8 protein-coding genes and 2 pseudogenes are annotated in these 12,888 nt (G+C 65.8%); 7 read left to right on the forward strand and 3 right to left on the reverse strand.

Going from position 1 to position 12,888, the window contains the following annotated elements:
* The first annotated feature begins 117 nt into the window (after positions 1–117).
* The 7 genes from gap (at position 118) to E2I15_RS25845 (ending at position 7,754) form a co-directional block, all read left to right on the forward strand.
* On the forward strand, positions 118–1,125 hold the full coding sequence (gene gap, locus E2I15_RS25815) for a type I glyceraldehyde-3-phosphate dehydrogenase (RefSeq protein WP_137476853.1): 1,008 nt from the start codon (positions 118–120) through the stop codon (positions 1,123–1,125).
* Positions 1,126–1,268: 143 nt separating this feature from the next.
* A complete protein-coding gene (locus tag E2I15_RS25820; protein ID WP_137476852.1) occupies positions 1,269–2,465 on the forward strand; it encodes a phosphoglycerate kinase in 1,197 nt (398 codons plus the stop codon).
* Positions 2,466–2,596: 131 nt separating this feature from the next.
* The gene (fba, locus tag E2I15_RS25825) at positions 2,597–3,664 is read left to right on the forward strand and encodes a class II fructose-bisphosphate aldolase (protein WP_137476851.1); all 1,068 of its coding nucleotides are present in this window, start codon (positions 2,597–2,599) and stop codon (positions 3,662–3,664) included.
* A 251-nt stretch (positions 3,665–3,915) separates the two neighbouring features.
* Positions 3,916–4,941, forward strand: a complete 1,026-nt coding sequence (locus E2I15_RS25830) for a class I fructose-bisphosphate aldolase (RefSeq protein WP_137476850.1) — start codon at positions 3,916–3,918, stop codon at positions 4,939–4,941.
* The gene (locus E2I15_RS25835; RefSeq protein WP_137476849.1) at positions 4,942–5,631 is read left to right on the forward strand and encodes a thiamine phosphate synthase; all 690 of its coding nucleotides are present in this window, start codon (positions 4,942–4,944) and stop codon (positions 5,629–5,631) included.
* A 7-nt stretch (positions 5,632–5,638) separates the two neighbouring features.
* Positions 5,639–6,730 (forward strand): tetratricopeptide repeat protein, encoded by a 1,092-nt coding sequence (locus tag E2I15_RS25840; protein ID WP_170991402.1) that lies wholly within the window; start codon positions 5,639–5,641, stop codon positions 6,728–6,730.
* A gap of 229 nt (positions 6,731–6,959) precedes the next feature.
* Entirely contained in the window at positions 6,960–7,754 is a 795-nt protein-coding gene (locus tag E2I15_RS25845; RefSeq protein ID WP_137476848.1) for an inositol monophosphatase family protein, read from the forward strand.
* A 14-nt stretch (positions 7,755–7,768) separates the two neighbouring features.
* Here the strand turns inward: E2I15_RS25845 and E2I15_RS25850 are convergent.
* From E2I15_RS25850 to E2I15_RS25860, 3 genes and pseudogenes are all read right to left on the reverse strand, one after another.
* Positions 7,769–7,999 (reverse strand): annotated as a pseudogene (locus tag E2I15_RS25850) (AAA family ATPase); the annotation flags it as partial.
* Positions 8,000–8,170: 171 nt separating this feature from the next.
* Positions 8,171–11,324, reverse strand: a pseudogene (locus tag E2I15_RS25855) (multidrug efflux RND transporter permease subunit).
* Between the two features lie 6 nt (positions 11,325–11,330).
* Positions 11,331–12,536, reverse strand: coding sequence for an efflux RND transporter periplasmic adaptor subunit (locus E2I15_RS25860; protein WP_137476847.1), 1,206 nt, complete (start codon positions 12,534–12,536; stop codon positions 11,331–11,333).
* Positions 12,537–12,888: the final 352 nt, after the last annotated feature.

Genomic DNA, 12,888 nt, shown 5'->3' on the forward strand with positions numbered 1-12,888 from the left:
AAGGATTACCTAAGCTCCATCTTTTCCGTATGCGCCCGGCCGAACCGGGCGTTCCGCCGTAAAAACCTCGTGGGAGCCCCTCCCGCGGGGCTGACAACAGCATTAGAGGAGACGAGCATGGCAATCCGCGTCGCGATCAACGGGTTTGGACGCATCGGCCGCAACATTCTGCGCGCCATCGCCGAGTCCGGCCGCAAGGATATCGAGGTGGTCGGCATCAACGACCTCGGCCCGGTCGAGACCAACGCGCACCTGCTGCGCTTCGATTCCGTGCATGGCCGCTTCCCCGGCACCGTCACCGTCGACGGCGATACGATCAGCCTCGGCGACAACAAGATCAAGGTTTCGGCCGAGCGCGATCCCTCCAAGCTGCCGTGGAAGGCGCTCGGCGTCGACGTCGCGCTGGAATGCACCGGCATCTTCACCGCGAAGGACAAGGCCTCGGCCCATCTCGCCGCCGGCGCCAAGCGCGTGCTGGTCTCGGCGCCCGCCGATGGCGCTGACGCCACCATCGTCTACGGCGTCAACCACGACACGCTGACCAAGGATCACCTGGTGGTCTCGAACGGCTCCTGCACCACCAACTGCCTCGCGCCGGTCGCCAAGGTCCTGAACGACACTGTCGGCATCGAGACCGGCTTCATGACCACGATCCACGCCTATACCGGCGACCAGCCGACGCTCGACACCCTGCACAAGGATCTCTATCGCGGCCGCGCCGCGGCGATGTCGATGATCCCGACCTCGACCGGTGCCGCGAAGGCGATCGGCCTCGTGCTGCCCGAGCTGAAGGGCAAGCTCGACGGCGTCTCGGTCCGCGTTCCGACCCCGAACGTTTCCGTGATCGACCTCAAGATCGTCGCCAAGCGCGCAACCGACGCCAAGGAGATCAACGAGGCGATGAAGCGTGCGTCCGAGCAGCAGCTCAAGGGCATCCTCGGCTACACCAACGCGCCGAACGTCTCGATCGACTTCAACCACGATCCGCACTCGTCGACCTTCCACATGGACCAGACCAAGGTGCAGAACGGCAACTTCGTGCGCGTGATGTCCTGGTACGACAATGAGTGGGGCTTCTCGAACCGTATGGCGGACACCGCCGTCGCGATCGGCAAGCTGGTTTAAGTTCGACTGTTCGTGATGCCCGGCCAAGCGCCGGGCATCTGCGTGTTTGCCCCCCGCGTTCGCGACCTCAACGGCCGCGACATCGGCAAGCGAAAGCGACGCCGTCCGTCGGACGGTAGTGTCCGGCCGCACAGGAAACGCTCATGACAAAATCGTTCCGTACCCTCGACGACGTCAACGTGAAGGGCAAGCGCGTGCTGCTGCGCGTCGACCTCAACGTCCCCATGGAAGGCGGCCGCGTCACCGATGCCACGCGGCTCGAGCGCGTTGCCCCCACCATCACCGAAATTTCCGACAAGGGCGGCAAGGTGATCCTGCTCGCCCATTTCGGCCGCCCCAAGGGCCGCGATCCCAAGGAATCGCTGAAGCCGGTCGCCGACGCGCTGTCGAAGGTGATCAAGCGCCCGGTGGCCTTCGCCGAGGATTGCATCGGCGATGCCGCGGCCGCCGCCGTCGCGGCCCTCAAGGACGGCGACATCCTCTGCCTGGAAAACACGCGTTTCCATAAGGAGGAAGAGAAGAACGACGCCGGCTTCGTCGCAGAGCTCGCCAAGCTCGGCGACATCTGGGTCAACGACGCCTTCTCCGCCGCGCATCGCGCCCACGCCTCGACCGAAGGCCTCGGCCACAAGCTTCCGGCCTATGCCGGCCGCACCATGCAGGCCGAGCTCGACGCGCTCGGCAAGGCGCTGGAAGCGCCGACCAAGCCGGTGATCGCGATCATCGGCGGCGCCAAGGTCTCGACCAAGATCGACCTCTTGGAAAACCTCGTGAACAAGGTCGACGCGCTGGTGATCGGCGGCGGCATGGCCAACACCTTCCTGCACGCGCAAGGCGTCGCCGTCGGCAAGTCGCTCGCCGAAAAGGATCTTGCCCCGACCGCGCTGCGGATCATGGAGAAGGCCAACGCCGCCAACTGCGCGATCATCCTCCCCGTTGACGCTGTCGTCGCCAACCAGTTTGCCGCCAACGCGCCGTCGCATGCCTATGGCCTCGATGCGATCCCGGCCGACGGCATGATCCTCGACGTCGGTCCGCAATCGATCGCGCGCATCCATGCCGCGATCGACGACGCGGCGACGCTGGTCTGGAACGGCCCGCTCGGCGCGTTCGAGCTGACGCCGTTCGACCGCGGCACCATGGTGTCGGCCAAGCATGCCGCCGAACGCACCAAGGCCAGGAAGCTGATCTCGGTCGCCGGCGGCGGCGACACCGTCGCGGCGCTGAACCAGGCGGGCGTGGGCGGTGATTTTTCCTACGTCTCGACCGCGGGCGGCGCGTTTCTTGAATGGATGGAAGGCAAGCCGCTGCCGGGCGTCGAAGTTCTGAAAAACCGTTGATCCAGAGCATGATCCGGAAAAGTGTGAAGCGGTTTTCCGAAAAGATCATGCTCAAACAAAGAGCAAAAGGGCGATGAAAATGAGCTCATCGCGCTTCAAATCCGCGAACTTGCACCACAGGGAGAAATGGAATGGCTCGCATAACGTTGCGGCAACTGCTCGACCACGCGGCCGAGCATGATTACGGCGTACCTGCCTTCAACATCAACAACATGGAACAGGCGCTGTCGATCATGGCGGCAGCCTCGGAGGTCGATGCGCCCGTCATCATCCAGGCCTCGCGCGGCGCGCGGTCCTACGCCAACGACGTCATGCTCAAGCACATGATGGACGCCGTCACCGAGATCTACCCGCAGATCCCGGTCTGCGTGCATCTCGACCACGGCAACGAACCCGCCACCTGCATGACCGCGATCCAGGCCGGCTTCACTTCGGTCATGATGGACGGCTCGCTGAAGGCCGACGGCAAGACCCCCGGCGACTGGGACTACAATGTCGGCGTCACCAAGACCGTGACCGGCATGGCCCATCTCGGCGGCATCTCGGTGGAAGGCGAGCTCGGCGTGCTCGGCTCGCTCGAGACCGGCATGGGCGACAAGGAAGACGGCCATGGCGCCGAGGGCAAGCTGTCGCACGACCAGCTGCTGACCAATCCGGACGAAGCCGTGAAGTTCGTCCAGGAGACCAAGGTCGACGCGCTGGCGATCGCGATGGGCACCTCGCACGGCGCCTACAAGTTCACCCGCAAGCCCGACGGCGACATCCTCGCCATGAACGTGATCGAGGAAATCCATCGCAAGCTGCCGAACACGCATCTCGTCATGCACGGCTCCTCGTCGGTGCCGCAGGAGCTGCAGGAGATCATCAACGCCAATGGCGGCAAGATGAAGCCGACCTGGGGCGTGCCGGTCGCCGAGATCCAGCGCGGCATCAAGAACGGCGTGCGCAAGATCAACATCGACACCGACAACCGGATGGCGATGACCGGCCAGATCCGCAAGGTGCTGAAGGACAATCCGGAAGAGTTCGATCCGCGCAAATACCTGAAGCCCGCAATGGAGGCGATGACCAAGCTGTGCAAGCAGCGCCTGCAGGAGTTCAACACCGCGGGCCAGGCCAGCAAGATCAAGAAGGTGCTGACCACGGCGGAAATGGCCAAGCGCTACGCCGCGGGCCAGCTCGACCCCAAGGTCGCCTGAGCGCTCTTCACTCACCGCGGACTGCGATCACCTCTCCCCATCGTCGGGGAGAGGTCGGATCGCGTCAGCGATCCGGGTGAGGGGTTCAGCTCCTCGATAGGGCGCACCCCCTCACCCGCGCCTTCGGCGCGACCTCTCCCGATGGGAGAGGTGGAACGTCCAAACACCGGCCGCGACGAACGTTTTCTAGGCATTTGCCCGAGAACCGCCTATTTTGGTTTGCAAAGGCAATGGCTCTGGAGGACGCCCCGATGAACCTCTCCGACCTCAACAAAATCGCGCTTGCCATGGTCACCCCGGGCAAGGGCATCCTCGCCGCCGACGAATCCTCCGGCACGATCAAGAAGCGGTTCGACGCCATCAAGGTCGATTCGACCGAGGACAATCGCCGCGACTATCGCGAGATGCTGTTCCGCTCGCAGGAGGCGATGAGCAAGTACATCTCCGGCGTCATCCTTTACGACGAGACGATCTGGCAGAACGCCAGGGACGGCACGCCGCTGATCAAGCTGATCGAGCAGGCCGGCGCGATCCCCGGCATCAAGGTCGACGAGGGCACGCAGCCTTTGCCGAACTGCCCGGGCGAACTCGTCACCGTCGGCCTCGACAAGCTCGCCGAGCGGCTGAAGAAATATTACGAGCGCGGTGCGCGCTTTGCGAAATGGCGCGCGGTGATCGATATCGGGCCGCGAATCCCGACCCAGACCGCGGTCCGCGTCAACGCGCATGCGCTGGCGCGCTACGCCGCGTTGTGCCAGGCCGCGCAGATCGTGCCGATCGTCGAACCTGAGGTGCTGATGGACGGCGATCACGACATCGACCGCTGCTATGAGGTGACGCAGCGCGTGCTGAACCGAACCTTCCAGGAATTGCGGGTGCAGCGCGTCGCGCTCGAAGGCATGATCCTGAAGCCCAACATGGCGATCTCGGGCAAGAAGTGCCCGAAGCAGGCGCCGGTGCAGGAAGTCGCCGAGAAGACCGTCCGCCTGCTCAAGAGCTGCGTGCCGGCCGCGGTGCCCGGCATCGCCTTCCTCTCCGGCGGACAGAGCGACGAGGAAGCGACCGCGCATCTCGACGCCATGAACAAGATCGGCAATTTGCCCTGGAAACTGACCTTCTCCTATGGCCGCGCGCTGCAGGCGGCGCCGCAGAAGGCGTGGTCCGGCAAGCCCGACAACGTCCCCGCGGGTCAGCGCGCCTTCTCGCATCGCGCCCGGATGAACGGACTCGCGAGCACCGGCAATTGGGAAGCCGGCCTCGAGAAACAGGCGGCATAATTGGCGACCAAGCCCGTTCCGCCGCGGCCGGCGCCGCGCCTCTATCTGGCAACGCCGCCGGTCGATGAGCCCGCGCGGCTTGCGACCGAGCTCACCGAGCTGCTTGCCGCGGCCGATGTCGCCGCCGTGCTGGTGCGGCTGCGCGACAGCGATCCGCGCAGCATGATCTCCACCATCAAGGCGCTGGCGCCTGCGATCCAGGACGCCGGCGCGGCCCTGCTGATCGACGGCCATCCCGATATCGTGGCGCGCGCCGGCGCCGACGGCGCGCATCTGACCGGCATCGCCGCGATGCAAGAGGCGGTGCCGTCGCTGAAACCCGACCGCATTGTCGGCGTCGGCGGGCTCGCGACCCGCCACGATTCCATGGCCGCGGGCGAAGCCGGTGCCGACTATGTGCTGTTCGGCGAGCCCGACGCCAACGGACAGCGGCCCTCGCGCGAGGCCATCGCCGAGCGGCTGGAATGGTGGGACGAATTGTTCGAGCCGCCCTGCGTCGGCTTTGCAACCTCGCGCGAGGAGGCCGAGGCGTTCGCGGCGGCCGGCGCGGATTTCGTGCTGGTCGGAGACTTCATCTGGTCCGATCCGCGCGGCGCCAAGGCGGCGCTTGTCGAGATCGACGACGCGATTGCGCGGGCGCATGCCGGCACATTCGGCAAGGCCAAGGCCGACGGAAAGGCCGAGGGATGACGCCGGAATGAAATGCCTGCGTCCGATAGGTATTGCGCTCGGCTGCACGATGCTGGCGAGCGGCGCGATGGCGCAGCTCTCGATCACGCCGCCGGCACAGACGCCGCCGCCTGCGAAGAAGGAGGCTGCGAAGCCGAAGGTGCATTCACCGGTCGCGAAGAAGCCGACGCCCAAGCCCGCCGCCTCCGCGACTCCGAAGCCTGCCGCATCTCCAACGCCCTCGCCGACCCCGCCCCCGACCCAGGCCGTCGACGATCCCAATGTCGACCTCGTCTACGGCGCCTATCAGCGCGGCATGTACAAGACTGCGTTCGACCTCGCGACCGCGCGCGCGCAGAACAACAACGACGCCAAGGCCATGACCATGCTGGGCGAGCTCTATGCCAATGGGCTCGGCGTCAAGCGCGACTACGTCAAGGCCGACGAGTGGTACAAGCGCGCCTCCGATGCCGGCGACCGCGAGGCGATGTTCGCGCTCGCCATGATGAAGATCGCAGGCCGCGGCGGCACGGTCGACAAGGATGCCGCGGTCAAGCTGCTGGCGTCGTCGGCCAAGCTCGGCGAGCCCAAGGCGGCCTATAATCTCGCGCTGCTCTATCTCGACGGCCAGACCCTGCCGCAGGACCTCCGCCGCTCCGCCGAGCTGTTGCGCATGGCCGCCGACGCCGGCAGCCCCGAGGCGCAATACGCGCTCGCGACCTTCTACAAGGAAGGCACCGGCGTGCCGAAGGACCTCGAGAAGGCGGCGCGGCTGCTGCAGGCCGCCTCGCTGGCCGACAATGTCGATGCCGAGGTCGAATATGCCATCGCGCTCTACAACGGCTCGGGCACGCCGCGGAACGTGCCGGCGGCGGTGGCGCTGCTGCGCAAGGCGGCCCGGCAGAACAGCGCGATCGCGCAAAATCGCCTCGCCCATGTGCTGGCGACCGGCGCCGGCGCCCCGGTGGACAAGGTCGAGGCGCTGAAATGGCACACGGTCGCCAAGACCGCCGGCAAGGGCGACCCCGATCTCGACGACATCCTCGCCGATATGAGCCCGGAAGACCGCGCCAAGGGCGAGGCAGCCGCGCGAAAATGGATCGGAAACAACGTCAAATGACGCCTTGACGGCGCCACTTCCAGAGGGCACCCAGTCCGAAACCCAGGGCGCCACAGGCCGTTTCCCGTCATCCTGAGGTGCGAGCGGAGCGAGCCTCGAAGGATGCACGGCCCCGGAGCGGGCTGCCGATCCTTCGAGACGCGCGTTCCGCGCTCCTCAGGATGACGGGCAGGGTCTTGCCCACGCTGCCCGATCGATTTCCAACGCTCGAAAGCCACCAACTTCCATCATGCTCTATTCCGCTCTCATCAATGTCATGGTCAAGGCCGCGCGCCGCGCCGGCCGCAGCCTCAAGCGCGACCTCGGCGAGATCGAACATCTCCAGGTGTCGCTGAAGGGGCCGGCGAACTTCGTCTCGCTCGCCGACAAGCGCGCCGAGGAGATGCTTTACACCGACCTCGAGAAGGCCCGGCCCGGCTACGGGTTCCTCGGCGAGGAAGGCGGCAAGCGCGAAGGCAGCGACAAGAGCCACACCTGGATCGTCGATCCCTTGGACGGCACCACCAACTTCCTGCACGGCATCCCGCAATTCGCGATCTCGATCGGGCTGAAGCGCGAGGACACCGTGATCGCCGGCGTGATCTACAATCCCGCCAATGACGAGCTCTATATCGCCGAGCGCGGCAAGGGCGCGTTCCTCAACGACCAGCGCCTGCGCGTCGCCGGCCGCCGCCAGCTCAACGAATGCGTGGTAGCCTGCGGCCTGCCGCATATCGGCCGTGGCAATCACCAGCTGGCGCTGCAGGAGATGGCCGCGCTGCAGAGCAAGGTCGCGGGCTTCCGCCGCTTCGGCGCCGCCTCGCTCGACCTCGCCTTCGTCGCCGCCGGCCGCCTCGACGGCTATTGGGAGCGCAATCTGCAGGCCTGGGACGTCGCGGCCGGCCTGCTGATGGTCCGCGAGGCCGGCGGCACCGTCTCCGGCATCCAGGGCAATGACGATCCGCTGCAGACCGGCCACGTCGTCTGCGGCAACGAGTTCGTGCACGGCGAGCTGATCAGGATCCTGAAGCCGCTCGGGCAGTAGGGCGACGGCGCGATCTAATCGTCGTTGTCCTCGTCGTCTTCCCCGTCACGAAATTCACCGCCGAGGGACAGGCCCTCGATGGTCGTGGCGCCCTTCGCCTTGATCACCCGGCGCAGCGGGACCGAGCTCTCGCTTCGCAGCGCCTCCATCAGATGTTCCGAATGGGTGACGATCCAGATGCCGGCGCGGCGCGACGCCTTGGCAATCAGCCGCGCCAATGGCGCCAGCAGCGATGGATGCAGGCATGAAGAGCCGCCGGATCGAGCGATAATTCGAGATCGCAATATCGCTCGGCCGCATCGCATGCCCTCAATCCCCGGGTTGCCCAAACGCTCCCCGTTCAATCCAGAGCTGCAATCTGGATTGGTCGGCTTGCGAAAGCAAGCCGCTGATCTGACCGGCGCCGGTCCCTGATATCAGTGACCGATCCTCGCCGGCGCGGGCGGGCCATACACCTCGCCCTGCCCCGACGCCGTCTCGCGGTCGCCGGCCAGCACGCGCTGCACGCTGACGAAGAACACCGGCACCAGCAGCAGCGCGAGGATCACGACGGCGATCATGCCGCCCATCACCGACGTGCCGAGCGCCTGCTGGCTGGCGCCGCCGGCGCCGGTCGCGATCGCCATCGGCAGCACGCCGCAGACGAAGGCCAGACCGGTCATCAGGATCGGGCGGAATCTGAGGCTGCACGCCTCGATGGTCGCCTCGACCAGCGGCTTGCCCTGCGCGCGCAGATCCTTGGCGAACTCGATGATCAGGATCGCGTCCTTGGCGGCAAGACCGATGATGGTGATCAGGCCGACGGTGAAATAGACGTCGTTGGAGAGCCCGCGCATCGTCGCCGCCACCACCGCGCCGAGAATGCCGAGCGGAATGGTGAGCAGCACCGCGAGCGGAATGGTCCAGCTCTCATAGAGCGCCGCGAGCAGCAGGAACACCACCAGCACCGACAGCGCGAGCAGGAACGGCGCCTGCGAGCCCGACAGCTTCTCCTGCAGCGACTGGCCGGTCCATTCATAGCCGAAGCCGCGCGGCAGCTTGTCGGCGAGCCTCTCCATTTCTGCGATCGCATCGCCCGAGGTGAAGCCGGGCCGCGCCTCGCCGGAGATGCGCACCGCCGGATAGTAGTTGAAGCCCGCGATCTGCGTCGGCCCCTTCGTCCACTCGATGGTGGCGAAGGCCGAGAACGGCACCAGCTGGCCGCGGCTGTTCTTGACGTTGTAGTTGAGGATGTCGTCCGCGTTCATGCGGCTGGTCTTGTCGGCCTGCACGATGACGCGCTGCATGCGCCCGCGGTTCGGGAAGTCGTTGATGTAGTTCGAGCCGAGATTGGTCGAGATCGTGTTGTTGATGTCCTCGAAGGTGACGCCGAACGCGCCCGCCTTCTCGCGGTCGATCATCAGATTGACCTGCGGCGCCGGCGGCAGGCCTTCGACATAGACCTTCTGCAGGATCGGGCTGGCATTGGCCTCCGCGATCAGGCGGTCGCTTGCTGCGATCAGCGCCGAATAACCCTTCTGGCCGCGGTCCTGCAGGCGGAACGAGAAGCCCGAGGAGTTGCCGAGGTTGTCGATCGGCGGCGGCTGCAACGCCGAGATCCTGGCGTCGCGGATCGACGACAAATCGCGGTTGATGTCGGCGACGATGGCGGCGGCGGAATCCTTCGGGCCGCGCTCCGACCAGTCCTTCAGCGTGATGAAGGCCTGCGCGGTGTTCATGCCCTGGCCGAGGAAGCTGAAGCCGGTGAGGAACGTGACATTCTCGATACCGGCGCGGTCCTTCAGGTACTTCTCGACCTGCTCGACCGCAGCTTCGGTCCGGGCATAGGACGACTCCGACGGCGTCTGCACGTCGGTCGTGATGAAGCCCTGGTCGTCGACCGGCAGAAAGCCGCCGGGCAGCCGCACGAAGCCGTAGGCGACGCCGAGGAACAGCACGAGGTAGATCAGCATCAGGCGGCCGGTGCGCTTCAGCGAGCCCTGCACGGTGCGGGTATAGCCGGCGCGGCTGGTGTCGAGCACGCGGTTGAACCAGCCGAACACGCCCTTGCTGACATGGCCGTGGCCCTTTTTGACCGGCTTGAGCAGCGTCGCGCACAGCGCCGGCGTCAGCGACAGCGCGAGCAGCGCCGAGAACGCGATCGCCGCCACCATGGTGACCGAGAACTGCCGGTAGATGATGCCGACCGAGCCGGGGAAGAACGCCATCGGCACGAACACCGCCATCAGCACCAGCGTGATGCCGATGATGGCGCCGGTGATCTGCGACATCGCCTTCTTGGTGGCTTCCTTCGGCGGCAGGCCTTCCTCCGCCATGATGCGTTCGACGTTCTCGACCACGACGATGGCGTCGTCGACGAGGATGCCGACCGCCAGCACCATGCCGAACATGGTCAGCATGTTGATCGAGAAGCCGGCGATCATCAGCGTGGCGCAGGCGCCGAGCAGCGCCACCGGAACAACGATGGTCGGGATGATGGTGTAGCGGATGTTCTGCAGAAACAGGAACATCACGACGAACACCAGCACCACGGCCTCGACCAGCGTCGTCAAAACCTTCTTGATCGAAGCCTCGACCACCGGCGTGATGTTGTAGGGAATTTCGTAGGAGATATTGGCCGGGAAGAAGCGCGACAACTCCTTCATCTTGGCTTCGACCGCGCTCGCGGTCGCCAGCGCATTGCCCTTCGGCGACAGCAGCACCGAGAGGCCGGCGGTCGGCTTGCCGTCCAGGCGCGTGTTGAACTGATAGCTGAGGCCGCCGACCTCGATCCGCGCGACGTCGCGCAGGCGGACCGTCGAACCGTCATTGTTGGCGCGCAGGATGATGGCGCCGAACTCATCGGGCGAGGACAGCTGGCCCTTCACCAGCACCTGCGCGGAAATCTTCTGGGTATCGGTGCTCGGCTCGGCGCCGATGCTGCCGGAGGCGACCTGGGCATTCTGCGCCGTGATCGCCTTGTTGACGTCGTCGGCGGAGGCCGTAGCCGACCAGCTTGGCCGGATCGATCCAGATCCGCAAGGACCGCTCGGTCGAGTACAGCGTGGCGCGGCCGACGCCGGGGATGCGGCGCACTTCGCCCAGCACGTTGCGGATCATGAAGTCGCCGAGGCCCACTTCATCCAGCGAGCCGTCGGTCGAGTTCAGTGTGATGATCTGCAGCACGGCGGACGAGGCTTCCTCGACCAGGATGCCCTGCTGGATCACGGCGCGCGGCAGCCGAGCCTCGACGCGCTTGAGGCGGTTCTGCACCTCGACCGAAGCCTGGCTGGTGTCGGTGCCCGGCTTGAAGTTGGCGATGATCTCGACTTGGCCGAGCGAGTCGGAGGTCGATTCGAAGTTCAGGATGTTGGCGGCGCCGTTGAGCTCCTCCTCGATCAGCCGCGTCACGCTGTTGTAGAGGTTCTCCGGCGACGCGCCGGGATAGCTGGTCGAGATCGAGATCGAGGGCGGCGCGATGATCGGATATTGCGCGACCGCGAGCAGCGGAATCGAGATCGCACCGATCAGACAGATGAACAGCGCGACGACCCAGGCGAAGATCGGCCTGTCGATGAAGAAGCTAGGCATGTCGGATCACCGCACTGCGTGCGCGGTCTGCTGCGAATCCGTCGTTGCTGCAGCAGCGTCGATCTCACGCCAGGCTTGCGGCCGGACCTTGTCGCCGGCGGCGAATTTCTGGAACCCCTCGACGACGACCTTGTCGCCGGCCTTCAGGCCGTCGGTCACGAACCAGGAACCACCCTGCAGCGAGCCGGTGCGCACCGGCTGCACCGCGACGTGATTGTCGGCCTTGACGACGAACACCTCGCTGCCGCCGCCGCCATTGCGCTGGATCGCCTGCTGCGGCACGGCAATCGCATCGCTGTCGATGCCCTGCTCGATCAGCACGCGCACATACATGCCCGGCAGCAGGATGCGATGCGGGTTCGGGAACTCGCCGCGCAACGTTACCTGCCCGGTATAGGCGTCGACCTTGGCGTCGGAGAACAGCAGCTTGCCCGGCAGCGGGTAGATCGAGCCGTCGTCGAGCACGAGGCGCACCTTCATCGCGTCGGGCGCGATGCGGTCGAGGTCGCCGCTCTCGAAGGCGCGGCGGAGCTGGTTCATCTCGGTCACCGACTGCTGGAAGTCGGCGTAGATCGGATCGAGCTGCTGGATGGTCGCAAGGCTCGCGGCGTCGTTCTGCACCACGAGCGCGCCCTCGCTGACCAGCGCCGCACCGATGGTGCCGTCGATCGGCGCGCGGATCGTGGCGTAATCCAGATTGAGCTTGGCGCGCGCGACTTCGGCCTCGCGGCCCTGCACGTCGGCTTCGGCCTGCTTCAGCGTCGCGATCGCCTTTTCGTTCTCGGCTTCCGGCGCCGCGCGCTGGCTGGTCAAGGTGGCGATACGGCGGGCCTGCAACGCGGCCTGTTCGAGCACGGCCTTGGCGCGCGCCAGCGCCGCCTCGGTCGACTGCAATTCGACTTCGAACGGGCGCGGATCGATCTGGTACAAGGGATCGCCGACCTTCACCTCGCTGCCCTGATGGAACATGCGGTTGACGACGATGCCCGAGACGCGCGGGCGTACCTCGGAAACACGGGTCGGCGCGATGCGGCCCGGCAGCTCGCGCACCATCGCGCGCGCCTGCGGTTTCACGGTGACGACACTGACGTCCGGCTCGGGTGCTTGCACGGCGGCGGTTGCGGTGTTCGGCTCGTCGCAGCTAGCAAGCAGTGGCGCCGTCACGGCCAGCATCAGAGCAATGCATGCCGATTGCGCGCGAAGTCCAGACATTGAGATAATCGCCCCTGAAAGGTTTGAACAAACGAACAGCGGTGTCACGGCGACACCGCTCGTGTTGCTGCGATGAAAATAAAATCTGCTTGCTGCGACGCAATGCGTTTTTCGGCGGCTCAATGTCACAGAACGCTATCACTCTGATTTAGCAGCATCTTTTATCTTGTCACCGCATTGTGAGCGGGTTCCATCGCAGGCTGTGGGAATGCGTTAAGGTCTGCATGAGCGGGAACCCCGCCATTTTGCCTGCGCGGAATGCCGCACCTCGCAACACCGAGACGATCGGACCGAATCACCGCGCGGCGCGCGCGCCTCATCCGAGGGTGCGTGCAAACCGACCTCATCTCGC

Origin of the sequence: Bradyrhizobium sp. BR2003, assembly GCF_009720285.1 — a bacterium.
GTDB classification, from domain to species: Bacteria; Pseudomonadota; Alphaproteobacteria; order Rhizobiales; family Xanthobacteraceae; genus Bradyrhizobium; species Bradyrhizobium elkanii.